Below are 25,909 nucleotides of genomic sequence, written 5' to 3' on the forward strand. Positions count from 1 at the left end.
GATATTAAATCTGAACAGGTAATTTTCCTGTTGGAATATTACCGTTAAAAATATTTTCTAATGCTGCTTGAATATTAATCTTTAGTGAAGTCTTTGTATAATTTGTTTGATCTATAGAAGTTGCACCATAAATACAAACATAATTAATAATATTATCTATATAACTAATGTCATAAGGGGTAAGTGCTGCGATATTTATAGTTTGCTCTGGCTTTATAGAAGTTATATAACTATAAATCTGATTATATTCACGCAGGTTTGCTGAAATTAGCAAAACTATATCAGCATTTTCGATACTAGTTTCAATATCTTGATTATTAATATTTTCAGAGTTTATTATAGTAGTATAGCTATTTTTTGATACTATTTTTTGTAACTCATTATGAAAATCTGCCATACGTTGGCTATCACTATCTACAACCAAGATATTTTTTAACTTATTGAGATCGTATGGAATAATACCTGAATTTTTAACTACAGTTGTACTTTGCTTAGCTATATCTAAAGATATCTGTTGATGTTTACTACAATTAACTATTTGATTAGCATATTTTAATTGCTCATCGTATGAGAGTTTGAATATTAAACTTTCATCGAGTTTATGTTTTGCTTTGAAATCAGTAATATTCGTGTAGGCATTATCAACTGCATTAGCAAAATTAGGATTATGATTATATTCGTTTTCTAGTTCACAAAAAAGCTCTTCTAACTTATAAAGATCACTTTCTGACCATACTCGAACAGGCATTAATAAAATATCAATACCAGCTAAGATAGCTAATTTTGAAGCTTCAATAGTTCCAAAGTGTTTAGCAATAGCATGCATATCCATAGCATCAGATACTACTAGACCATCAAATTTCATTTGTTGTTTTAGTAATTTAGTTATTATCTTATAAGAAAGAGTAGTTGGCACATAAATATTTTCACTTGTTGAAACTGATTGGTACTGGGTATCATCTAGGGCTGGTACACTAATATGAGCTGTCATTATCATACTACAATCTCTAGCAAGTTTACTAAAAGGTAGTAGTTCTGTTGTCTGTAATTCTTTCAAAGTTTTATCTAAGATTACATTACCTAAATGACTATCTGTTGCAGTATCACCATGACCAGGGAAGTGCTTAATGCAGTCGATGATTTTAGCATCATGATAACCTTTTATCGCATTTTTGGCATAGTCAGTAACTACATTGGGATTATCTGAGTAAGACCTTACACCAATAATAGGATTATTTTTGTTAGAGTTGACATCTACAGCTGGAGCAAAATTAATATTGATACCTAAAGAATATAATTCATCACCAATTATTTTAGCCATAGTGTAAGCATTACTAGGATTATCTGTCGCAGCTAGTGCCATATTACCGCAGCCACTAGTACCTTGTTGTAAGCGATTAACTCTACCACCTTCTTGATCTGTAGCGAAAAATATTGGTGTATTAGTGTTAGCTTGAAGATCTCTTAATAGAGAGATGACTTGCTCATTATTTTGAATATTCTCTCTAAAAAGGATAAAACCACCTAAGTTATAATCTTGGAAGATCTTATTGACGATATCATTGGTTTTTGTAAAAGGTATACGTTGATTATTTGAATCTTCACCCCAATAGCGAAAATCCAGCATAATTAGTTGACCTAGTTTTTGTCTTATATTTGAATTTGTAGGCATCTACAGTTTTAGAATAAAATTAATATGATTATAAATATATCACAGAAGTATTAGCTTTGTTTACATTCCCCAACCATGACTTACCAAAATCTTCTGACCTGTTAAAGCATTCGTTTTGAATCCAGCTAAGAATATAGCTGTATCAGCAATATCTTGAACAGTTGTAAATTCACCATCAACAGTACCACCAAGCATAACATTTTTGACCACTTCTTCTTCACTGATGTTTAGCTCTTTTGCCTGTTCTGGTATTTGTTTTTCTACTAATGGAGTTAGCACAAACCCGGGGCCAATTAGGTTTGAAGATATATTATGCTCAGCACCTTCTTTAGCAAGAGCTCTGACAAAGCCAACTTGAGCATGCTTTGCTGCTACGTACGCAGCTTTATTTTTTGATGCAAGAACTGAGTGAACAGAACCTACAACTATAATTCTACCACCAGTTTTTAGTTCAATCATATGCCTCATAGCTGCTTGAGTTACAAGTAATGTACCAGTCATATGAATATCAAATAATTTTTTCCAAGCTGATACACTAAAATCTACTATAGGTGATATTATTTGAATACCTGCGTTATTAATCACAGTATCAATACGACCAAATTTTTTAACAGTTTGATCTACACCTGATTTTACTTGGTCTTCATTTGTTACATCCATTTGTACAGCCATAGTTTCTACATCATATTTTGATGATAAATTTATAGCTACTTCTTGCGACTTTTCTAAATCCAAATCTGCAATTACAACTTTAGCTCCTTGTTTTGCAAATTCTGTCGCCATACCTAGTCCAAGACCTGATGCAGCTCCGGTAATTAAAGTCACTTTATTTTTAACTGACATAATAAAAATCTCCTAACAAAAATATTTTAATTACATAATGTTATTATATATCACTAATCATCAGATATATGACATATAAATAAAAAATAATAGATTAATAGTAGTAATCATATATATAATTTATATTATTTTAGATCAGCGATGCTTTATGTCAAAATATATATGTCTTAAAAAGAACAGTATTATCTTAGGCATTACTGCCTCTTTGGTAATAGGTTTTTTTACAGTTTTACAAGTTGTCTTAGACCTACAAAATATTTACGGCTTATTTGCAGCATTAGGATGTTTTGTAGTAGCACTTCATCAAGTTTCAATACGCAATCATAGTATTAAATTTAGGCTATATGCAGGAGTATTATTTATATTTTGTATGAGTATAGCAATATCTTTAGGTAGTTATTATTCACATGATTTAATTACAAGTTCACTTATACTATTAGGATTTTCTTTTTTGATTGGCTATACTGCAAAATCAGATTTGGTTTTTGCTAATGGCATTCTCTTTATTGCTGATATGTATGTCATAGGAACTGGATTTAATGCTAATGTTAAAGATTCAATACTCATAGGATTATTTACACTAATAGGAGCATTAGTATTTATAATAGTTTTGGTATTTATTCTAAAAAAAATAAGTATAAAAGATACTTTTGATGATAATTATAGAAGTATAAGAATACTGCCTGATATAGATTCTACTATTTATGCGGTTAGTTTATCACTTGGTTTAATTATAGGTAATTTTATATCGATTTACTTTGACATTGAAATAGGATACTGGGTACCTATGACAGTTTTATTAATATTTAAACCGGATGTAATTAGATCATCTACAGCTATTAAGCATCGTTTGATAGGTACTATAATAGGATCATTATTTGCTATACCTTTAGCTATATATCTATCAAATGCTTATACCATTTGGATGATTTTGTTTATAACAACATTTTTTACTATATGTTGTATTATTAAGCATTATGGAAGCTATGTATTCTTTCTGACAATATTTATTGCAATGCTCCTAAAGTTAGCACATTTATCCGGGTATGAGATAAGCTTATCTAGATTAATTTATACTGTCATAGGTATAGTCATAGTAGCTACAATAATAATACTATCAAAAAATATAAGAACAATTTTAAAAAGAATCTAGGAAAGTACTACTTAAGATAATCAAAAACTACTTCACCAAAGCCTAATGTAACATCAGCGATAAAGTGAGAGCCTTTGACAATTTCTAAAACTGGTAAATGATGAAGAGCCGCTTGAACATGGTTAAATACTTGTAAATCTACAGGCCCAGTCCATGCACCTTTTACAGTCACATCTTTAACATGGTATTTAACAAGTTCACAAATACTTACATCTCTACCATTAACATGAGGTATGGTTTTAAGTAAGAAGTTAGGGGTTTCTTCTAGCGATTTTTTGATAGCATCTTTATTAAGCTCTTCATATTTATATCCCATTGTTCCAAAAGCTACATCAACACTATTATATTTTACTGTCCCTAATAATGTATCAGAATCTACTGTAAGGGTAGGGTGAGCATATTTTTTTGGAAAGCCCCATATTTCACGACCAGCTGCAATTGATGGTAAATTATCTAATAGCATGATGTGAGAATATAAGCCTTTCTTACCCTCAAATTCAACTTCGATAAGTTGTCCAGCCTCATTAAAACTACCAAAACCATTTGCATCATGCATTTTCATGAATTCAAATTTTACAAGACCAGTTGGCTTAAGAGGCTCTGGTACATATTTTTTTAGGATTTCTATATCAGCCATATAGTCGATTATGAAATATTCTCTATTAGTGAATTTATAAGCTATTCTATTTGCTGTAGGTGATACTAGCGGCATCGAAAAAACATTTTTTTTAACATCTTCTATTTTCATTTAGATCTCCAGAATTGTTTTTGTTCCAGTTAATATTATAAGCTTTAATATTTTTTTAGTAATAGTAATAACTCAAAGATGTTTGATTAAAAAGTATATTTACCATTTTTTGAATTAAAAATACTCTATAAAAATATCTATTTAATAGTATAAACTTGAATTATGTATTATATTTGTTAAAAGTAAGCTTTTGATTATCTTATAATTTTATTAAGTGGTAATTTAAGGCAACGGGTTCATACTTAGAAATTTTTTGAGGCAAATTTTATGAAAAAAAACTATTTAATAGTATCTGTCGTGATGATTGGCTTTTTTGCTGTATCATTTGTGACTAATATTTTAGGACCTATAATCCCAGATGCAACTAACGATCTGCGTTTGACACTTTCGCAAGCTGGGGTATTACCTTTTGCATTTTTTATAGCATATATTATTTCTATTCCTGCAGGTTATGCGCTAGAGAAATATGGATCTAAAAAGATGATCTTATTTGCTTTTTTATTGGGCTCTCTGGGTTCAATTTTATTCTGTCTAAAAGTTAGCTATCTTACTTATATCGTAAGTTTATTTACTGTTGGGACAGCGGCTGCTATTTTACAGGTAGCATTTTGGCCTTTATTAAGAGTTGCTGGTGGAGAGGAAAATTACTCATTTTTCTCTGTATTACAGCAAGTATTTTTTGGTGGGGCATCATTTGTTAGTCCATTTGTACTTTCTTATTTAGTTATGAATCTTCCATATTCTGGAGATAGTAATTATTTTTTACTATTTTTTAATAAGCTAACAGGGACAAACTTTAGTTGGGTTGCTATTTATTGGTTCAATGCAATTGTAATGTTTTTGCTAGTAATATTTATTGCTTTAATTAAGTTTCCAAAAGTTCAGTTGAAGGAAGATGAGAAATTAGAGGGTTTTGCTACTGTATTACATCTTCTAAAAAATAAAGTCGTAATAATATATTTCTTAGCGATCTTTGCTTATGTTGGTCAAGAACAAGGAATTAGTGTCTGGATTTCTAAATTCTTGAGTGACTATCATGGCTTTAATACCGAAACTGTAGGCAATACTACTGTAGCATTATTCTGGATCATGCAATGTGTTGGCGGTATTTTAGGTATAGTTTTATTGAAGTTATATAATGTCAAAAATATTTTGAAAGTATTTCTAATCTTACAACTAATATCATTGTCTCTAGCATTGTTTGGAACGGCTACTATGGCTTTGATATTTTTCCCTGTTTGTGGTTTTTTGACATCGATAATGTATGGAGGAGTTTTCTCATTAGGAATGAACTCCCTAAAATCACATCATGGAACAGTATCAGGAATATTCTGTACGGGGATAATTGGTGGTGCTATAGTGCCATTAGTGGTTGGTAATATTGGAGATATCTTAGGCTTAAGAATAGGAATGTGTTTTGTATATCTAACTATAATATATATTTTATATGTAGCCATAACAGCTAAGCCATTAATTGATAATAAAACTATAAAGCTAACAGAATTATTTAAAAAATAAGTTGAAGTGATATGAGTAAAGAAATTCAAATTAAGAATAGAACTGTGGTTGGTGTTGATATCGGTGGCACTAAAGTGAACTCAGGTAGGGTATGTGGAGAAAATTTATTAGATTCTTACTTGAGTAAAATTCCACCAGATGCAGAACATAATGCTCAATCTGTTATTGATGTTGTCATAAATACAATAGCAAAAGTCTTCACTTCTGAAGTAGAAGGCATAGGCGTTGGTATTCCTAGTGTTGCAGATCGAGAGAAGGGAATTGTATATGATGTGCAAAATATCAAATCATGGCAAGAGATTCATCTGAAAGAAATACTTGAAACAGAGTTTAAAGTACCAGTTTTCATAGATAATGATGCTAATTGTTTTGCTATAGGTCAAAGACTATATGGCAAGGGCAAAGAGCATGAAAATTTCGTTGGTATTACAATAGGCACGGGTATTGGTGGCGGTATTATCAATAAAGGCTCTTTACTAAAAGACTCTAATTGCGGAGCAGGAGAGTTTGGCATGTTACCATATTTAGATGGAATCTTGGAAGATTATTGTAGTGGCCAATTCTTTATAAAAAAGATAGGTATTGAAGGTGTTGAGATCCTTAAACGAGCAAGAAATAATGATAGCGATGCTATAGACATCTATAAGCAATTTGGTAAACATCTTGGAGTTGCAATAAAGTCTATTATGTATACTTTAGATCCAGAGGTGATAATAATTGCAGGATCAATAATGTCAGCTAGAGAGTATTTTGAAAAAGCAATGTGGGAAGAGATTAAAACATTTGCCTTTACTCAGTCAGCTAAAAAAATTAAAATAGAATGGTCAGAAACGGAAGGTGACTTCCAAGTTTTTGGTGCTGCAGCTGTTTATTTGGATAGAAGTAGCAATTTATGATTTTGTTAAAAGAGCAAGGTTAAATGAACAAAACTCAACAGCAAATATTAACCTTTTTAGATGATAAAAAATATGTAAGTGGTGAAGATATTGCCCAAAAGTTAGGTATATCAAGAGCAGCAATTTCAAAAAATATCAAAGCACTTAAGGATAACTATCAAATAATAGTATCTTCTAACTCCAGGATTGGATATCGACTCCAAGAAAAATTAGATCTAATCAAAGTTGATGAATTAATCAAAGTTTTTAACGATATAAACTATTTTTATTCTATAGACTCAACTTCAAAATATGCAATAGAAAATCAAGCTAAGTATAGTGAGAATGCAATTTTCATCTCAGAATTCCAAACAGATGGATTTGGACGATTTAAACGTAAATGGATTTCACCATTTGGCAAAAATATCTACTGTACTATGCTTGAAATAGTTGAGTTAGACATATCGAAACTTAATGGATTATCCCTAGTTGTTGGAATCAGTATTGCAAGAGTTCTAAAAAATATTAACTTAGATGCTAAATTAAAATGGCCTAATGATATCTATGTAGATGATAAAAAGATAGCTGGTATTATTATAAATGTTAGTGCCGAAATTAATGGTAGAGCGAAGCTATTTATAGGTTTTGGTATAAATGTTAATATGCAATATAATGAAGAAATTTCTAAAGATTGGACATCAATAAAGTTACAATCTCAACGCCATGCCAATCGAACTAACCTAACTATACAAATTATCAAGGCTATTAAAGAAGATTTAGCAGTTTTTATTAATAAAGGTTTTACATATTTTAAAAATGAATTTGAATCACTTAATTATCTAAGAGATAAAGAGTTTTCATTGGCTTTAGTTGATAAAACTTATAATAACTGTAACTATGTTGGCCTAGCAAATAATGGCGAAATTCTTATTAAGAATACTGAAGGGAATTATTCATTTTCTTCTGGCGATATTAGTATCTTGGATAAATCTATAAAATCTAAATAATCAGCATTTTGAGAAATTTTTGCACTACACTTATATCCTGATATCTCTTCTATAGTATTTATTTGTTCATCAATATATTTGATATTTGAGTCATTACAATTAGCAATCCAACCAGCTAATTTAATATTATGGCGATTTAACTCATTTATAGTTAGTAAGGTATGGTTTATGCAACCAACTTTTATAGCTGATACTAGTAGTACTGGTATTTGCAGAGCTTTTATTAGATCAAACTGGGTAGCATGATTTGAGTATGGAGTTAATAATCCACCAGCTCCTTCGATAAAGAGAATATCTAAATCTCGACGAGTATACTTATCTTCAATAAATTGTTTGAGATTTTCAATTGAAATATCTACTTTTGATTTTGCTGCTACTATGTGTGGGGCAACTGCTTCACTGAATGAAATTAGGTTTACTTCATCTGCTGTAAATTTGTTCTTATAAGCATTTAGAATACTCTCTACATCTTCACATAGTTCTGAAAATTGGTTTTTACCAGACGCTACAGGTTTCAAACAAAGTGATTTAATATTTTCATACTCACAAGCTTCAATAAGCTTGGTTGATATATATGTTTTGCCTACTTCAGTATCAGTACCAATTATAAAAAACTTTTTCATAAACTACTCCTTAAAACATATAAATAAACCAATATGATAACTAAGGTTTATACGGTCAGTATTTGTAAGAAACTTTTTGATATTTGAAAAGCTAGGTTTATTATTGCTTCCTGTATAAGTATTAACTCCCGTAGATTTTAGATGATTTGTTAGCTCTTTAAAGTTATTGAATTTAATATCTAAATATAAATCTTCATGATGTAGACAATTTAAGTCAGATTTTCTGATAAATTCTAAAATGTTAGAGCTACTGTGCATTTTATTTATTCTTAGTATGTCTTTTACTTGATGAAAATTGTTATCCAAAACAGTGCTAAAGGCTAAAATTGCACGATTATTTAATTTTTTTGCCAGATTCTTGATTAATATTTCTATGTCTTGACTCCATTGAAATGACATATTTGAAAATATTAAATCATAGCTATTTTTAAGCAGACGTAGATCTGTATCAAAATTAAGTTTTAGTGTGTTTATATTTGTATATTTTGAGTTTTTTGTTAAAGCAATATCGCAGGCATCTATTTGCTTTGCTGAAAATATCCTATTAAGTTCTAATGGCTCTGATAAATCACGCACTCCTAAATTTAGAATATTATTAGTATGATTGTAGTTGACTAGTCTTGAGTAGTTTAGTGTCGGCTCTAAAAGTAATTGGCGTACTTGATTTTGGATGGTTGAGTTTTTAGAGTAATCTGTAGCTTTTGCAAAGTTACTTTTAACTTGATCATATATGTTCATATTTGACCTCTTTTGAGATAATTTCTAAAGCCTGATGAATTTGGTCAAAGGTATTATTACTATGTAGTGAAAATCTCAATATAGCTTGATCTTTAGGTACTGTAGGATATCTAAAACAAGACACTATTATTTTATTTTCAAAGAGCTTATCCTTTAATCTAATCGCTAGATTAGCATCATTTAGTTGGATACTTCTAATAGGTGATAAATCTTTAGACACTAGTTCAAGATCTTTATCATGACATAGTTCATTAAAAAAAATGATATTTTGTTGAAGTTTTGCTCGATTATCATTAGCCTTTTCAAGATTTTTTAGTTGTATCAAAGCAGCTTTTAATATCATTGGTGGTAATGCTGTTGTATAGATATAGTTACGTGCAAATTGTATTAGGTATTCTGCAATTGCTTCTGTAGTACAAACTACAGCACCGACTCCACCAAATGCTTTACCAAGAGGAAAAATACAGATAGGACAATTTTTATAACTTATTTGAAAGCTGTTGATCGCACCACGACCGTTTTTACCTAAAATCCCAAAACTATGAGCCTCATCAACTATAAGCTTTTCTGGTGTGATTTTAGCAAGCTTATCAAGTTGAGTAATTGATCCTGAAGTACTAAAGACTCCTTCTGTTGTAGTGAAGCTCTTGCCATCATATATATCTTGAAGGTGACCTAATTGTTGATGTTTATATCTTTTTAGTTTAGCTTGTGAAAGTTTGATTCCATCAATAATAGACGCATGTATATACTTATCTGCAAAGATACTATCATGCTTACTAAATAGTGTTGAATAAACTGCTAAATTTGCCATAAACCCTGAACTAAAAAATATAGCTCTAGGATAGTTAACAAATTTTGCAAACTCATATTCAAATTGCTGTGTCTCATCGGTGTAACCACAGACTATATTAGATCCCTTACTTCCAAAACCATACTTATCAAAACCAGTTACTATGGCATCTTTAAGATTGTGTGCTGATGATAGATCTAAATAATCGCTAGTTGTAAAATCAATAGTAGAATCATCCTTTACAAAAGGAGTTAACTCTCTTAATAAATTATCCTTTTGATATTGAGTATATTTGTCTTGTAGGTTTAACATAATTCGACATTTGATTCCAAACCAAGCTTAGCTAATAAAAAATTATCAGAATTAACAGTAGCATTATTCTCTGTTAATAATTTATTACCATAAAATATTGAGTTGATGCCAGCAAGAAAACATAGAGTCTGAGTCTCTAAAGACATATTCTCTCTACCTGCTGATAATCTCAAGCGTGCTTGAGGAAATAGTATTCTTGTAGTCGCTATAAATCTTACTAATTCAAAACTATCAATTTGAGCATCTGTATACTTATCTCCTAAAGGCGTTCCTTTAACAGGTATTAATGTATTGATAGGAATACTTTTTGGAGCAGCGGGTAATTGTAATAGCTCAAGTAATAAATTAAATCTATCATCTAGAGATTCGCCCATACCTAATATACCACCACAACAGACATTTATATCGGCTTGAGCAACATTTCTTATAGTTTCAATTCTTTCTTCAAATTTGCGTGTGGTAATTATTTCAGGATAAAATTCTCTTGAAGTATCAAGATTATGATTATAATAATCTAATCCTGCTTCTTTTAATTTAGTAGCCTCCTCAGCGTTGATACTTCCAAGAGTTACACATGTTTCTAAGCCAAGATTTTTGACTTCAGTAATAATCTCAGCTACTTGATCAAAGTCTTTTTTGGGAATGTGTTTCCAAGCAGCACCCATACAGAATCTTTTGGATCCAGCATCTTTCGCATTTTTCGCTTCTGCCAATATACTATCTTTATCTAATAGTTTATGCTTTTCGATGCTAGTATTGTAATGGCCACTTTGAGGACAATATTTACAGTCTTCTGGGCAAGTGCCAGTTTTGATACTTTTTAGTGAGCATAACTCAATATCATTACCAAAGTTTTTGTTGTGAATTTCTAAGGCTTGTAAAATTAATTCTGTTAATGGTCTTGAGTAAATTTCTTTGATTTGTTCCAATGTCATTTTTTATAAAAAATTGTTTTAAAGTTGTAAAGTATTTTATATCTTGTGTACAATTTATGTCAACTTAATATTCTACAAAAGGTTTACAATATGTATAGCTCAAACATATGGCATCCATGCACGCAAATGAAAGACTTTGAAAAATCACCTCCTATGAATGTTTATAGAACTGAAGGGAGATATATCTACACAAAAGATAATAGAAAGCTTTTTGATGTTACATCAAGTTGGTGGTGTAAATCTCTTGGACATAGACATCCATACATAATAGATAAACTTAAAAAACAACTTGATAAATATGAGCATACAATATTTGCAAATACTACAAATGATGAAATAGATAGGTTTAGTCAAAGAATTTGTAATTTGACAGTTATGGATAAAACTTTATACGCAAGTGATGGATCTTGTGCTGTAGAGATAGCTCTAAAGATGACAATACACCTTAGAAGTTTTCAAAATCAAACTAAAAAGACTAAGTTTGTCTGTCTTGAAAACTCATATCATGGTGAGACATTAGCAACTATGAGTGTTAGTGATTGTGGTTTATATTCTGATCCGTATAAGCCATTATTATTTGATAGTTTTAAGTTAAAAAATATTCCGTATGTTACTGGCAAAAGTGATCCGCTCTGGTCAGATGCTGAAGTGTATTGGAATAAATCGCAACAATATCTTGAGCAACACAAAGAATTTATTAATGCTTTAATAGTAGAGCCAATTTGTCAAGGTGCTGGAGGGATGTTGATTTATAGTAAAGATTATTTAAATAGACTTTGTAAGTGGTGTAGGGAAAATGATATTTATATTATTTTTGATGAGATAATGACTGGAGTAGGGCGACTGGGTAAACTTTTTGCTTATGAATATCTTGATATTAAGCCTGATTTTTTGTGTGTATCAAAAGGATTGACCTCTGGGATTATACCTTTTAGTATTGTTTTGACAAAAAATCAATATTATGAGATGTTTTATGATGATGAGTTAACTAAAGCTTTTTTACATTCACATACTCATAGTGGTAATGTTTTAGGAGCTGTAGTAGCAAATGCAGTATTAGACATATTTGAAGAAGAAAATATACTTAACAATGTTAAAGATCTTGAAAAACAATTTGGTGAATCCTTTGTGGAACTACAAAATCAATTACCTATTATAAAAAACGTTAGAGGTATTGGAGCAGTTATCGCAGCAGATTTAAATATTGATAAAAAAAGAGCTGGCTTAGATGTCTATCGAGAAGCTATAAAATTAGGCGCATTATTAAGACCACTAGGAAATACTATCTACTGGTTACCACCACTAAATAGTACACAACAAGAAATTGAGTTATTGAAGAATGCAACAAGACAATCTATATTAAATGTATTTAGCTAAGTTATTTTTTACGATTATTAAAATACTCTCGATCGGCAATATATATAGTTTTAGTTGCTTCAGCATAAATATTACTATCTTTATCTTGATAACAAACCGGAAGGCTAACTACTGATTTATTTTTATCTATTATATCTTGTTTTATTTTTGCGATAATCTCTTGAGATAGTAAAAATCTAGCATAAACATGATGTGTAATTGGTCTAAGATAATCTATATTAGCTGATAAATCCCAAACCACATAATCATCACCAAGAATATTACATAACTGTAATGGATAAATTGGATCTAGTGATGAGTATATAGCTCCACCAAAACCAGTGCCATGATAGTTTTTGGTGTTATCTGTTAAATTAAATCTTAGATGTACTTCATGAAAATCGTCTGAGACAAAAACTATTTCTCCACCAGTTGCGACAAAAGCAGGTAGGTCATTAAATTTTTTAATAAGTTCTTCTGATTTTTCGCCAGACTTTTTATCAGTTTTAAAAAATGGAATCATATAATTTAACCAGTATTTATCTTTTATTTATAAACTCAATTATTTTATCTAAAGCTATTTTAGGATTTTCAAATGGAACTACACCAAGTCCTCCAATAAAACCATGATACATTTCATCATCATAGTGAGTTTCAACATAAGTACCTTGTTGTTTTAGCTTCTCTTCATAAGCATAAATCCCATCTATAAGGATATCATGAGTAGCCGCTACAATTAGTGTATCAGGTTGTTTTGTATCTTTATAAAATAATGGAGATATTGTAGGTTGTCTAAGTTTTTTAGGCTCTGACATTATGTCTTCACCTATATATGCTTTTAGAAATAGCTCGCACCATTCGGTAGTTAGGTGATATTTATACTCATCAAATTTAGTATTGCTGTCATATTTAGTATACATATCAACAGCAGGATAAACCAAAATTTGTGCTTTTGGCATATTTTCTTGACGTTCATGGCATATTATAGTTACAAGATTTCCACCAGCACTATCGCCCATTACAAAGATATTTTCAGTAGATAAATTAAACTTAGTAATATTTTCATAAAGCCAGTCATAAGCATATAGCGCATGATTAACAGCAGCAGGATACTTATCTTCAGGGCCTAAGCCATACTCTAATGAGAAAATATTTAAATTACCTTGATCACATAAGTATCTACATACGTGATCATAAGTATCTATAGAGCTCAAACACCAACCACCACCATGAATAAAAAGTACAGCTTTATCAGATGCTTTTTTAGGTTTATAGTGTCTTAATATAGTATCATTTTCTAACTTAATATCTTCTTCGATAATATCAGGGCGAGGTAGACGTTTGATTTGTGCTATTGAAAGATCTGCAAATATCTTACGTTGATCTCTTAAATCTAATTTTTTTATTTTTCTTATTTCGGGAGTATCTAATAGCGACTCTAATGCTGGATGGTATGGCATAATTTTTCCTTACTAAATTTTATGTACTCTTATAATATCAACATTGAGTTTTTCTAATTTTCTTGAAAGTTCTCTTGTAGCACTATCTAAAGTACTGATGTGACTATCTTTAGGAATACCTAATACAGATGGTTTACGTGAATGTCCAACTAGTGCTTTTAGATTTAGTTTTTGTTTTATATTAACAATATTTTCTAATAAGTATTTTGCAGTATCTGCTTTTTTACCAAAACCAAAGCCTACATCAAAATATATATTTTGTTGCGCTACACCATGGTTTAGGAGAGTTTGTTTTTTGTTCTCAATAAACTCACATACATTATCTATAGCGTTTTCTTTATCTAAATATTGGTTTCTATCTGTGATACCTAAATTATGAGTTATTACATATTTCTTTTTATATTTAGCTATAAGTTGAGCTTTTTTATCAATATCATTACATTCAACATCATTTATCATCCAAATGATATCATGATGTTTTTCTAAGATTTTACTCATGACTTCAAATCTACGTGTATCAATACTTACAAGATGTTTATAATTCAAATCATTAAGTTGTTCTTTAAGGTATTCTAAGAACTCATCTAATTTATTAAACTCTTCATCTACACTAGTAGTAGTAGCATTAGGCTTGGTTGATTCAGCACCAATATCAATAATTTCAGCACCATTATTTATTAGCTCAATAAAATTTGATTTACGCTGAGTATCATCAAAATCTCCGTCTGAAAAAGACTGATCTGATAAGTTAACTATACCCATGCGCATTGTATTTGATAGTGTTTGATTAAGTTTTTCAATTGGTTCTAGCTCTTTTAGTCTTAGGCTTAGATTCCATTCAACATATTTTGGATGGTGCCAACCTTTGGATAGTTCTAGTAATGGAGCTAGAGCAAAGCTACGGTTTATTAATTCTTTGTGAGGAATTGTAAGTTTAGCTGTATCTACTACTAAATCCTCAGCTGATAGTATATCTAAATCAATAAGCCTAGGAGACCAAATTGGAGCATCTAGATCTCTACCAATTTTTTCTTCTATATCTTTTAAAACTATCAACAAATCTTGAGGTTTGAGAGACGTACTAATTTTTACAGCGGTATTTAAAAATGTAATATCCCATTCTTTTGGGGCATTTTCTTTAAGTAAAGCCTTACTACTGTATAAGCTAGCTTTTCTAATAATTCTTATACTTTGGTGTGATGCTAGAGCATCTAACGCAAGATGAATATTCTCGATAGTGAAACCAATATTTGTTCCAATCCCTATAATATATTGCACATTAATTCCTAATAATAAAAGAAGCAGAACCTAACTGTGAAACTGGGGGCTTTTTGTTAAGTTTCAAGTATTTGATTGTTATATCTCTATGTTTTTCTCCAATAAACAGATAAATTTGCTTAGCTAAGTACTCTATAAGATTACAGCTAACGTTATCACAAAAGTGTTGAATGTTATTTCTCAGAGTATAATAGCAAATAGTTTCTTCAAGATTATCAGAATTGCTTGCGCTATAGTTTTGGCTAAACTCAAGTTCTAAGTCTAGAGTTATCATTTGTTTGTGAGATCTTTCCTCTTCAGAGCAGCCAAGACTTACATATATTTCCATATTAGATAAAAACAGAGATTGTTTCATTTTGTTAGATAAATTAGAGTAAATTTTGTTATTTAATATATCATATTGGCAAATGCTTATATAACTTATTGCCCGCAAATATGCATCAACTTAGAGATTTTTTAGCAAATATAGAAAAATATGGTAAAGATACTTATATATATTTTGATAACATAAGATATAGCTATTATCAAATTTTGCAGAAATCATATAGTTTATCTAGATTCTTAGAGTCTTGTGGTTATAGGAAAATATATTCTAATCTAAAAAATTCGCCATTATCTGTAAGCTTGTATATAGCTAGTTGGATAGCAGATATAGATATTTTTGTGCCAATCAATCCAAGATTGGTTGATAATGAGCTAGCAGCGATAATTGAAGATGATAGTTTATTTATTACAGATAAAATATCTACTCTTGAAGTAAATAAATTATACATAGAAAATCCGACATCATTTTTTGAGAGTCTTGAATATACGCAAGATTATTCGATTTATGCTAAATCTCTAACAGCGCATGTAAGTTCTGGGACAACAGGATTTTATCAAAAGCATTTTCATGATATTAATCAAATAATTAATTATGCTAATTATAGAATTAATGATTTAGGTCTTAAACAAAATGACCACTTATTAGTAGCATTATCAATAAATCACGCTTTTGCTTTTTCTTATCAAATCTTACCAGCATTAGCTATTGGATTAAATATAACAATTATCAGTGAATTTGATGCAAGATTAATAGCAGAGATTATTAACCAAAATAATGTAACTGCTTTAGCACTGTTACCAACAATGTATCATTTTTTGTTAGAGCAAAATATTCATAGTAACAATAATTTATGCTATCTAAGTGTTGCTGGTGATATAGTTAGTGAAAGTTTAGCAAATCAAGTTGAAAATAAACTTGGTATACTATTGCTAAACGGTTTAGGTATGACAGAGGTTTTTGGATATGGTCAAAATATATCTGCCAATACAGTTAATAAAGTCAAAGTTTTTGCAGATACTCAAGTAAAAATAGTTAAGTTTGAAAATAGTGACTATGGTAAAATCTTCATCAAAAATAATATGCTACCTCTAAATATCAAAACTGAGTGGTTAGAAACAGGAGATATAGGTAGTTTCGATGCTCAAAGCCATGAGCTTAGTTTTTATGGACGTTATAAAGATATAATAATTAAAGGTGGTTCAAATATATCTCCAATTGAGTTAGAAGCAGCGATTTTGAAAATACCAAATATAGATAATTGCATAGTTACATCTAAAAAAGATAAAATATGGGGGGAAAATATTTGGGCATATTTGGTAGCATCTCAACAGTACTCATTAGAGTTTATAAATAATAAGCTAGGCAATTATGTAGCTGAATACAAAAAATTAGATGGAATTATTTATATTGATGAAATTCCAACAACGACAACTGGTAAAACTGATAGAAAAAAACTAAAAGAAATGATTAATCATGAGTAATATCCAATTACCACAATTTGCAATTCTTGAAGATACTTTAATGAATAAGCAAAGCTACTATTTTTACAATCCAGTTGCAGAAGTTATAGCTAACGATAAAGAATCACTTGAGTTAGCTTTTGGGCAGTTGGAAGAACTGCAGCAACAAGGCTCATATCTAGTTGGGTATTTAAGTTATGAAGCTAGCTATTATCTTAATAACAATCTTTATGATTTATGCGATCATGATAATACTAAATTACTTCATTTTGTCGCTTTTAGTAATTATTCAAATGAAATCCCCAAGAATATAGTTTCAGATAAAAATATAGATCTGATGATAGATAGTCTTCATTTTGCAGGTTATCAAAGAAGCTTTGATGAAGTTCAACAAGCACTTACAAATGGTGAGAGCTATCAGATTAATTTAACTAAAAATATCTTAGCTACTACAAAGCTTACTAGCTATGAGTTGTACAATAAGCTCAAACAACAACAATCAGTTAAATATGCTGCATATTTACCATTTTTAAACCCAGATATAATATCAATTTCGCCTGAGCTTTTCTTTAAAAAAGAAGCTGATAATTTACTTGTCAAACCAATGAAAGGTACAGCAAAGCTGACTGGTAATGACTTGGAAGATCAAAAGATATGCCAAGAATTATCATCATGTGATAAGAATAGGGCAGAGAACTTAATAATTGTTGATCTTTTGCGTAATGATTTATCCGCTATTGCAAAAACTCATACAGTTAATGTAGATAAACTTTTTTCAATAGAGAAATACAAAAATCTATTACAAATGACTTCACAAATCTCAGCAAAAGTAGATAAACAAATATCTTTTAGGAAGATCCTAGATGGCTTATTTCCATGTGGTTCGATTACAGGAGCTCCTAAAAAACGAACTATGGAACTAATCAAACAAATAGAGAAAGGTAAAAGGGGAGTTTATACTGGAAGCATTGGCTATATTATGCCAAATAATGATATGTGTTTTAATGTTGCTATTCGCACGATTCAACAATATCATTATAACTTACAAATTGGCGTAGGTGGTGGCATTACTGTTTATTCAGATGCACAGTCAGAATGGCAAGAAATGAATACCAAAATAAACTTTATACACCAAATTTATCAACCAGATTTTTGCTTAATTGAGAGTATTTATTACCATAATAAATTTAGAAATTTAGAGTTACATTTAGATAGACTTGATGACTCTTCTAGACAGTTATTTTTTGATATCGATATTTGCAAGATTAGAGATCAACTATATGATTATGTAGAGCAATTAACTGATGATAAAGAATATAAAATCCGACTAGAATATCATTATGATAAGTCTATAAATATCGAGCATACTAAAATTAATACTACCAACCAACAAGCTATTAAACTAAAAATCTGCCCTGAGAAAATAAATTCAGCTAATAAATTATTTCAGCACAAAACTACACATAGCTCGATACGAGGCTTTTATACTCAAATGCATCACAAATACATTCATGAAGATAATTGTGAGCTTATCTATTTAAATGAAAAAGATAATATTACTGAAACTAGGTTTCATAATATAGTTATTGAGAAAAATGATAAACTTTACACGCCAAAATTAGAAGATGGTGTCTTAGCCGGTGTTGCAAGGAAATCTTTAATTTCTCAAGGCAAACTGCAATCCAAAAGCCTAAATTTTGATGATCTAAAAACTGCTGATAAAGTATATCTTATTAATAGTGTCAGAGGCTTAATACCGGGGTATTTGGAGATTTGAGATGGTTTTATATATCGATCATTATGATTCATTTAGTAGTACGATTGTTGATTATATAACTTATCTTGGTTACCAAGTATCAATGCTAAAAACTGAAGAGCAAATTGATAATATTGAGCAATATTCTCATATTATTATTGGCCCAGGACCAGGTCATCCAGATGAGCTCAAAAATATCTATCCAATCATTGAGTATTGTCAGCAAAGTAATTTGCCTTTGTTAGGAATATGCTTAGGACATCAGCTTATTGCTCAATATTATGGAACAAAAATCATAAAAGCTAAACAAATATACCATGGCAAACTCTCAGAGATTAAACAGCTTCAATCATCAGCATTATATAAAGATCATCCACTGAAATTTGCTGTAACACGTTATCATTCTTTAATTGTTAATGATATTAAAGAGCCTTTGATTACTTTAGCCTCAACCGAAAATGATGAAATTATGTCTTTTGCTCATCGAAATGCAAATATTTTTGGTGTTCAATATCATCCAGAAGCATATTTGACCGAATACGGTTTATTAACTTTAAAGAATTTTTTAGCTCTTTGATTATATTTTTTGAGGTTTTATATAAAAGCTTAAAATATTAGCAATAATCAATAATCCCAAGAATAAACCATAAGCTATTTTATAACTCAAAAAAGTAGCAAAACCATAATCTACGGTAGCTTTTTGGATATACGCAGCTAGTGGATTAATAATGCTATTTAAGATATATTCAACCAAAAATAGTAGTGATAATATACTGACAAGATAACTTTGCTTACGTTTATTTGCAGTATCAAAAAGGACCTTAGGGAGCGAATGAACAGAAAGTTACGGTTTGGAATTATTGTCGTAAATACTGGTACAAAGTTTCCCTACTTATACCAAACTCTTTAGCTAAATGCGTCTTTTTCTCTCCATTGCTCACACGCTCTTTCAATTCTAATATTTTATTTTTGTCTAAGGTAGGTTTTCTTCCTTTATAAATACCTTTATTTTTAGCAAGGGCTATACCCTCAAGTTGTCGTTCCTTAATCAAAGAGCGTTCAAACTCAGCAAAAGCTCCCATAACAGACAGTAATAAAATAGACATAGGATTATCTTCACTTGAAAATGTTAAACCCTCTTTAACAAATTTAACTACGACATTATTTGATGTTAATTGAGTCACAATTTTACGTAAGTCTTCTAGATTTCTTGCTAGTCTATCCATACTATGGATATAAACAATATCATCATCTCTCGCATACTCTAAAAGATTCATTAGCTCAGGTCTATTGATATTTTTACCAGATACTTTATCTATAAATATCTTATTCAATTTTAAGCCATGTAATTGTCTCTCATGATTTTGAGCTAAAGTACTTACTCGGATATAACCAATTTTTTTACCAGTCATTTTAGATTCGCATAAAATAGTGTCAGATTAGATTCTATAAGTTTGAATGGTTTTTGTCAATAAAGTAAAATACATACCTATAACTGACACATATTATATACTGACCTGACAGTCAGATTAGACTATACTCTAAATGGACAAAATTATGGAAAAGAAATTATCTCAAGAACTTATTATTAAAAATTGGACATTATCAGAAGATGATAAAAACGAAGTTAAAAGCGTAAAAGCTGAATTCAGATTATATTTATCCATACAACTATGCTCTTTACGAAACAATGGTAAATTTATTCAATATTGTAATGATATTCCTGCTGATATCATTAACTACTTAAGTAAGCAGTTAAAATTGCCACCTACTTTGATAGTTAATGAGCCATCTCGTAAAGCAACTATTACAGAACATCGCCAAAAATTATTATCATATTTAGAATTTGAAAAATATGAAGGCTTAATTATTTTAGGCTTTGAAGCATGGATAGAGTCAGAGGCTAGACAAGGTATGTTGCCAAATGAGTTAAATAATGAAGCTCAAGCATTTCTACTTAAAAATAAAATAGTCATTCCAGGTAAATCAGTATTAGACAGAACTATAACAAGTATTTGTAATAAAGTTCATAGTGAAATATTTGAAAAGATTTATAATAGCTTGCCTATTGATCTTAAAGAACAGATAGATGAAGCATTAGATTCATCCAATGACTCTAAATCATATTTTAGTCAGCTAAAACAATATCCCCCATATTCAACTGCTTCTTCTATAAACACATATTTGCAATTATATGAAAAGCTAAGTTCTTTTAATCTTGAAAGAATTAATAGCAATTTTATAAATTCAAAATTCTTAGCCTATATTTTTAAGCTAACTAAAAACTATAATTCTAGAGATATCAAAAGGTTTAATGGACATAAACGATATGCATTAATGATTTGTTTTCTTATTGAAAGTAAAAAGTATTTGCTAGATAACTTAATCAAAATGCATGATCAATTTATACAGGAAATGTTACGCAGCTGTAAAAATGCTTATGAAAAAAAGTTCAAACAGAATCGTAGATCTCATGGAAAAGATGTAGATTATATGATTGAATTTAGTGAACTTATTTTAAATGCTAAAAAGGATGACAATATTAGTATTGAGTCATTATTTGATCAAATACAAGACTCAAAATTACTTGAACATAAAAATAATCTAAAAGCTTACAAACTATTAGATGAGAAAGGGTTAAGTGACACAATTTTACGTAGATATCCAAATTTCAGAAAATACTTTGCCAATTTTATTAATTTACCTTTTAAAGTTGAGAGTGGCAGTGAGTACTTACTCGAATGCATAAATATAATAAGAGATTTAGATGCTAGTAAAATAAAAACACTTCCTTCAAATGCACCACATGATTTTGCTACTAAAGATTTATCCTCTAGGTTAAAAGATAATAATAAGGTTAATAGAAATGCTTGGGAACTTAGTGTAGCTATAGAAATGCGTGAAAAATTACGATCTGGAGATCTCTATCTTGCTGAAAGTAGACAGCATATACCATTTTGGAATATGATGATTGATGATCTAACATGGGAGAATGTAAGACAGCAAGCGCCTAATGAGCTAGGCTTATCATCACAATATATTATAAAATCTGAGTTAGTAAATGGTTTTAACAATGAACTTGCAGAGTATGTGAAAGCCTGGAATAAAGATGATTTTGCAACTATTATTAATGGCCAGCTAAAGCTTAAAAGAAAAGATAAACTAATCGTCTCTGACGAGGTTGAAAAAATACAAAAGTTAATAGAGTCAGGACTATCTCCAATACGTATAGAGCAATTACTTATAGATATAGATAAAGTCACAGGTTTTAGTAAGTACTTTACACCTATTCAAGGACACAAATCTAGACCAAATAATTTTTATAAAACTTTAATAGCAGCCATTATATCTCAAGCTACAAATTTAGGTATCCAAGCAACTAGTGCAAGTGTTCCTGGAATAACTGTTGATATGCTTAGACATGTTATTGGAACTTATATAAATGAGGAAAATATTAATCAAGCAAGTGCTGAAATAGTAAAGCATCATCATAATCATCCTTTAAGCTCTATACAAGGTGATGGAAAAATCTCATCTTCAGATTTACAGAGGTTTAAAATAAGAGCAAGCTCTTTAATGGCTTCTCACTATCCAAGATACTATGGCTATTATGAGAAAGCTATAGGAATATATACACATGTCTCTGATCAACTTTCTGTTTATCATACGAAAGCTATATCTTGTGGACCTCGTGATTTAGATGGATTATTAGAAAATAATACTGTCCTAGGTATTAAAGCTCACACTACTGATACTCATGGATATACAGAAATAGTCTTTGCGATGTTTTATATATTAGATTTTTTCTTTATGCCTAGGATTAAGGATTTAAAAGATCAGCAGTTGTATAAAGTTGATAGAAATTATTCATATGGGGCTTTTGAGTCATTACTTACAAAGATAGTTGACTTAGATATAATCCAAGAACAATGGGATAATATATTAAGAATAGCGATATCGCTGAAAAGAAAAACTGTTCAAGCAAACATTGTTGTTCAACGTTTAACCAGTAGTGGCCCAGCTGATAGATTAACACGAGCTTTTATAAATCTTGGTAGGATTGTAAAAACCAAATATATACTTCAATATCTAACCGATAAAGATCTAAGACAAACGGTTCAAACTCAGCTTAATAAAGGAGAATATAGACATAAGCTCCCTCGCTGGATATTCTTTGCTAATCAAGGAGAATTTACTACTGGTGATTATGAAGAGATAATGAATAAAGCTAGTAGTCTAAGCTTGGTTTCAAATGCCATATTGATGTGGAACACTATAAAAATAGACGAAATAATAAAATCATTAGAAAAACAGAATATAAAGGTTAGTAAAGAAACTCTATCTCATATATCACTGCTACCATTCAAGCATGTATTGCCAAATGGTACATATTTCATTGAAACAGAGTAGCATATCCTGTGTTTGTGGAATTTCTTACAGAAAGTTACGGTTTGAATAGTAGAAATATCTAAAAATTCGTTTGAAACCGTAATTTTCTGTTAATTCGCTCCTAAAAGTACTAAACAAGATAAAATTATTTACAATATACCGCCATAGGGTATATAATAAAATTAGTGTTTATTAAATAAATTTACAAATATGCATCCTTGTCATTCGAAACATTTAAGCAAGTTAAACAGAGTAGCTGGTCAAGTTGAGGCTATAAAAAAGATGATCAATGAGAATAGATACTGTGTAGATATCATGACTCAAATAAAGGCAGCAAGAAGTGCTTTAAAAGCTGTAGAACTAGCAGTTTTAGAAACACATATGAAGTCTTGTTTGGAGGAGTGTCATAATGATCAAGATGCTCGAGAGGAAAAAATCTCAGAGATTATGGCTCTACTAAAAAAGTACGAGTAAATTGAAGGAGTCATTATGAGTGATAATCAGCAAAACATAGTAAAAAAAGCTGTTCTTTATCGAATGGTTACAGATAAGCATATTTGCCCTTATGGTATAAGAGCTAAAGATCTTTTGAAAAAAAAAGGTTATGAAGTTGAAGATAATCATCTAAAAACTAGAGAAGAGACTGATAAATTTAAAGAAGAGCATAGTGTAAAGACTACTCCACAAACTTTTATAGATGGTAAGCGAATCGGTGGTTACGATGATCTTCTAGTATTTTTTGGAGAGGATAAACCTAAAAAAGAAAAATCATATACTCCTGTTATAGCTGTTTTTGCTATAGCCTTTTTATTAGCTAGTGCAACTAGTTATACATATGGCTTAGGTTTTTTATCTATCATTAAATTATTTATGGGCTTTAGCATATCTATATTAGCTATGTTAAAACTCCAGGATATCGAGAAATTTTTAAATCAATTTATCACATATGATTTATTAGCTATGAGATGGCTACATTATGCATATATTTATCCATTTGCAGAAGCAGTTGTTGGTATAGGGATCGTGGCAAGTATATTTACTTCAATAATAGCTGTGATCGCGATAATTATCGGTTCTATAGGAGCTGTCTCAGTATATTATGCTGTATATATCCAAAAGCGTGAACTTAAGTGTGCTTGTGTTGGTGGCAATAGTAAAGTGCCTCTTGGTTTTTTATCATTAACTGAAAATATAATGATGATAATTATGGGTGTATGGGTGCTATGTATATAGTAAATGGTTAAGGTCTAAAATGAAAAAATTAAAGAAACTTTTGTTTGTTTTATTATTAGTAGTAGTAATAATTTTATTAGCTGTATTTTTTTATCCTAAAAATAAGGATGGTGTAGAACTATTAGTAACTAATAAAACTATACAAGTTGATGGTAAAAATGTTGTTGTAAATACAGTAGTTCAACCAGATGGGACCTGGGGTTACTATGGAACCGAAGGTGATAACTTTAATGTTACAGTTAAAAATGGTTTAAAAGAGCCGACCGTACTACACTGGCATGGATTATTATTACCAAATAAAGCTGATGGTACTGAACTTACACAACCATATATAAAGACTGGAGAGTCTTATAATTATAATTTTAAACTAAAGCAGAGTGGTACATTCTGGATGCACTCACATTATGGTTTTCAGGAGCAAACATATGTAGAGGCACCTCTTATAATTTATCCAAAGGGATATAATCCTAAAAATGATATAGTAATTATGTTTCAAGACTTTAGTTTTAAAAAACCAGAAAAGATCATAAAAGATCTTAAACATAGTGATAACACTAATCATCATATGCATGCTATGCACAACATGGGTATGGCAATGGATAATGATATGAAGCCAGATTTAAATGATGTTTCATATGATGCATTTTTGACAAATTATAAAAGTGTTGATAATCCTGAAATAAAACAAGTAATACCAGGAGAAAAATATCGTTTAAGATTTATCAATGGTTCGTCATCAACAAATTTTTGGATAAATCTAGGTAAATTAAAAGGTAAGGTTATCGCTGTCGATGGAGTTAATGTTAAATCTTATAAAGATAGTACTTTCCAATTAGCTATAGCTCAAAGGATGGATGTAGAAATTACAATTCCAGCCTCAGGTGTTTTTCCTATATTAGGTCAAGTTGAGGGAGAGAAAGATCAAACTGGTATTATCTTAACTACTGAGACTAAAAAAAGTGTTAAAAAACTAACTATAGAGAAACTGTCTAAAACTGATTCTAAAGCATTTAGCTATGATCAATTAAGAAGGCTTCATGCTAAAAATGATGATATAGATACCTCTGATATTGAAAAAACTATAGATTTGAAATTAAGTGGTGATATGCAAAGTTATGTTTGGCAGATTAATGGGCAAACCTGGCCAAATATATCTCCAATAGAGTTAAACTATGGAAAAACTTATCTATTTAAGATTGAAAATAATACTGGTATGTCTCACCCAATACATATACATGGACATGTTTTTAAAGTAGTTGATATAAATGGAAAACCACTCAAAGATGGTGTTATACGTGACACTATATATGTTGAGCCTAAATCAAGTGTGACAATTGCTTTAAAAGCAGACGCTAAAGGTAAATGGTTTATACATTGTCATATGCTATATCACATGCATTCTGGAATGATGACATTTATAGAAACAAAAAAATAA

General features: G+C 30.0%; 24 protein-coding genes and 1 pseudogene. 12 read left to right on the plus strand and 13 right to left on the minus strand.

Going from position 1 to position 25,909, the window contains the following annotated elements:
* Positions 1-4: 4 nt before the first annotated feature.
* Both F0R75_RS03630 and F0R75_RS03635 read right to left on the minus strand, forming a co-directional pair.
* A complete protein-coding gene (locus tag F0R75_RS03630; RefSeq protein WP_149368296.1) occupies positions 5-1,672 on the minus strand; it encodes a glycoside hydrolase family 3 protein in 1,668 nt (555 codons plus the stop codon).
* 60 nt (positions 1,673-1,732) lie between these two features.
* A complete protein-coding gene (locus F0R75_RS03635) occupies positions 1,733-2,515 on the minus strand; it encodes a 3-hydroxybutyrate dehydrogenase (protein WP_146421428.1) in 783 nt (260 codons plus the stop codon).
* A 148-nt stretch (positions 2,516-2,663) separates the two neighbouring features.
* On the opposite strand from F0R75_RS03635, the gene F0R75_RS03640 reads away from it, so the two are divergent.
* Entirely contained in the window at positions 2,664-3,668 is a 1,005-nt protein-coding gene (locus tag F0R75_RS03640) for an FUSC family protein (protein ID WP_146421427.1), read from the plus strand.
* A 7-nt stretch (positions 3,669-3,675) separates the two neighbouring features.
* Here the strand turns inward: F0R75_RS03640 and F0R75_RS03645 are convergent, their stop codons facing one another.
* On the minus strand, positions 3,676-4,416 hold the full coding sequence (locus F0R75_RS03645; protein ID WP_149368295.1) for an acetoacetate decarboxylase: 741 nt from the start codon (positions 4,414-4,416) through the stop codon (positions 3,676-3,678).
* A gap of 267 nt (positions 4,417-4,683) precedes the next feature.
* On the opposite strand from F0R75_RS03645, the gene F0R75_RS03650 reads away from it, so the two are divergent.
* Genes F0R75_RS03650 through F0R75_RS03660 form a run of 3 tightly spaced genes read left to right on the plus strand, consistent with a single transcriptional unit; the run spans position 4,684 to position 7,816 of the window.
* A complete protein-coding gene (locus tag F0R75_RS03650; RefSeq protein WP_149368294.1) occupies positions 4,684-5,934 on the plus strand; it encodes a sugar MFS transporter in 1,251 nt (416 codons plus the stop codon).
* 11 nt (positions 5,935-5,945) lie between these two features.
* Positions 5,946-6,830: an ROK family protein gene (locus F0R75_RS03655; protein ID WP_149368293.1), complete on the plus strand. Its 885-nt coding sequence runs from the start codon at positions 5,946-5,948 to the stop codon at positions 6,828-6,830.
* 23 nt (positions 6,831-6,853) lie between these two features.
* Positions 6,854-7,816 carry a biotin--[acetyl-CoA-carboxylase] ligase gene (locus F0R75_RS03660; protein WP_149368292.1) on the plus strand — a complete coding sequence of 321 codons (963 nt, stop codon included), beginning with the start codon at positions 6,854-6,856 and terminating at the stop codon, positions 7,814-7,816.
* On the opposite strand, the gene bioD is transcribed toward F0R75_RS03660, so the two are convergent.
* From bioD to bioB, 4 genes are read right to left on the minus strand one after another with little or no spacing between them, the layout of a single operon-like run.
* A complete protein-coding gene (bioD, locus tag F0R75_RS03665; protein ID WP_149368291.1) occupies positions 7,759-8,439 on the minus strand; it encodes a dethiobiotin synthase in 681 nt (226 codons plus the stop codon). The genes F0R75_RS03660 and bioD overlap by 58 nt on opposite strands.
* A 3-nt stretch (positions 8,440-8,442) precedes the next feature.
* Complete coding sequence (locus F0R75_RS03670; protein WP_149368290.1) at positions 8,443-9,177, minus strand: methyltransferase domain-containing protein; 735 nt, start codon at positions 9,175-9,177, stop codon at positions 8,443-8,445.
* Positions 9,164-10,282 (minus strand): aminotransferase class I/II-fold pyridoxal phosphate-dependent enzyme, encoded by a 1,119-nt coding sequence (locus tag F0R75_RS03675; RefSeq protein WP_149368289.1) that lies wholly within the window; start codon positions 10,280-10,282, stop codon positions 9,164-9,166. The genes F0R75_RS03670 and F0R75_RS03675 overlap by 14 nt, the downstream gene beginning before the upstream one ends.
* Positions 10,276-11,217: a biotin synthase BioB gene (gene bioB / locus F0R75_RS03680; protein ID WP_149368288.1), complete on the minus strand. Its 942-nt coding sequence runs from the start codon at positions 11,215-11,217 to the stop codon at positions 10,276-10,278. The genes F0R75_RS03675 and bioB overlap by 7 nt, the downstream gene beginning before the upstream one ends.
* Before the next feature lie 90 nt (positions 11,218-11,307).
* On the opposite strand from bioB, the gene bioA reads away from it, so the two are divergent.
* On the plus strand, positions 11,308-12,594 hold the full coding sequence (gene bioA / locus F0R75_RS03685) for an adenosylmethionine--8-amino-7-oxononanoate transaminase (protein ID WP_187986006.1): 1,287 nt from the start codon (positions 11,308-11,310) through the stop codon (positions 12,592-12,594).
* 1 nt (position 12,595) lies between these two features.
* Here the strand turns inward: bioA and F0R75_RS03690 are convergent, their stop codons facing one another.
* From F0R75_RS03690 to F0R75_RS03705, 4 genes are read right to left on the minus strand one after another with little or no spacing between them, the layout of a single operon-like run.
* Positions 12,596-13,096 (minus strand): PaaI family thioesterase, encoded by a 501-nt coding sequence (locus F0R75_RS03690; protein ID WP_149368286.1) that lies wholly within the window; start codon positions 13,094-13,096, stop codon positions 12,596-12,598.
* Positions 13,097-13,112: 16 nt separating this feature from the next.
* On the minus strand, positions 13,113-14,033 hold the full coding sequence (gene bioJ, locus F0R75_RS03695; protein ID WP_004287811.1) for a pimeloyl-ACP methyl ester esterase BioJ: 921 nt from the start codon (positions 14,031-14,033) through the stop codon (positions 13,113-13,115).
* 12 nt (positions 14,034-14,045) lie between these two features.
* Positions 14,046-15,311 carry a dihydropteroate synthase gene (gene folP, locus F0R75_RS03700; protein WP_149368285.1) on the minus strand — a complete coding sequence of 422 codons (1,266 nt, stop codon included), beginning with the start codon at positions 15,309-15,311 and terminating at the stop codon, positions 14,046-14,048.
* Position 15,312: 1 nt separating this feature from the next.
* Positions 15,313-15,666, minus strand: a complete 354-nt coding sequence (locus F0R75_RS03705) for a dihydroneopterin aldolase (RefSeq protein ID WP_149368284.1) — start codon at positions 15,664-15,666, stop codon at positions 15,313-15,315.
* Positions 15,667-15,746: 80 nt separating this feature from the next.
* Between F0R75_RS03705 and F0R75_RS03710 the strand changes: the two genes are divergently transcribed.
* The 3 genes from F0R75_RS03710 to F0R75_RS03720 are packed head-to-tail and all read left to right on the plus strand — an operon-like array spanning position 15,747 to position 19,429.
* The gene (locus F0R75_RS03710; protein WP_149368283.1) at positions 15,747-17,117 is read left to right on the plus strand and encodes a class I adenylate-forming enzyme family protein; all 1,371 of its coding nucleotides are present in this window, start codon (positions 15,747-15,749) and stop codon (positions 17,115-17,117) included.
* Positions 17,110-18,873 (plus strand): aminodeoxychorismate synthase component I, encoded by a 1,764-nt coding sequence (gene pabB / locus F0R75_RS03715; RefSeq protein WP_149368282.1) that lies wholly within the window; start codon positions 17,110-17,112, stop codon positions 18,871-18,873. Before F0R75_RS03710 ends, pabB begins: the two co-directional genes overlap by 8 nt.
* 1 nt (position 18,874) lies before the next feature.
* Positions 18,875-19,429: an anthranilate synthase component II gene (locus F0R75_RS03720; RefSeq protein WP_149368281.1), complete on the plus strand. Its 555-nt coding sequence runs from the start codon at positions 18,875-18,877 to the stop codon at positions 19,427-19,429.
* Here the strand turns inward: F0R75_RS03720 and F0R75_RS10320 are convergent.
* Together F0R75_RS10320 and F0R75_RS03730 are read right to left on the minus strand one after the other, a co-directional pair.
* Positions 19,430-19,672: pseudogene (locus F0R75_RS10320) on the minus strand (MFS transporter); the annotation flags it as partial.
* Between the two features lie 37 nt (positions 19,673-19,709).
* The gene (locus F0R75_RS03730; RefSeq protein WP_040007700.1) at positions 19,710-20,264 is read right to left on the minus strand and encodes a recombinase family protein; all 555 of its coding nucleotides are present in this window, start codon (positions 20,262-20,264) and stop codon (positions 19,710-19,712) included.
* Positions 20,265-20,409: 145 nt separating this feature from the next.
* On the opposite strand from F0R75_RS03730, the gene F0R75_RS03735 reads away from it, so the two are divergent.
* The 4 genes from F0R75_RS03735 (at position 20,410) to F0R75_RS03750 (ending at position 25,909) form a co-directional block, all read left to right on the plus strand.
* Entirely contained in the window at positions 20,410-23,262 is a 2,853-nt protein-coding gene (locus tag F0R75_RS03735; RefSeq protein ID WP_188030139.1) for a Tn3 family transposase, read from the plus strand.
* A 189-nt stretch (positions 23,263-23,451) separates the two neighbouring features.
* On the plus strand, positions 23,452-23,715 hold the full coding sequence (locus F0R75_RS03740) for a metal-sensitive transcriptional regulator (protein ID WP_040007701.1): 264 nt from the start codon (positions 23,452-23,454) through the stop codon (positions 23,713-23,715).
* A 15-nt stretch (positions 23,716-23,730) separates the two neighbouring features.
* Positions 23,731-24,474: a MauE/DoxX family redox-associated membrane protein gene (locus F0R75_RS03745; RefSeq protein ID WP_149368279.1), complete on the plus strand. Its 744-nt coding sequence runs from the start codon at positions 23,731-23,733 to the stop codon at positions 24,472-24,474.
* 19 nt (positions 24,475-24,493) lie between these two features.
* Positions 24,494-25,909 (plus strand): multicopper oxidase family protein, encoded by a 1,416-nt coding sequence (locus F0R75_RS03750; protein ID WP_149368278.1) that lies wholly within the window; start codon positions 24,494-24,496, stop codon positions 25,907-25,909.

This window comes from Francisella marina (genome assembly GCF_008369785.1).
Classification (GTDB): domain Bacteria; phylum Pseudomonadota; class Gammaproteobacteria; order Francisellales; family Francisellaceae; genus Francisella; species Francisella salimarina.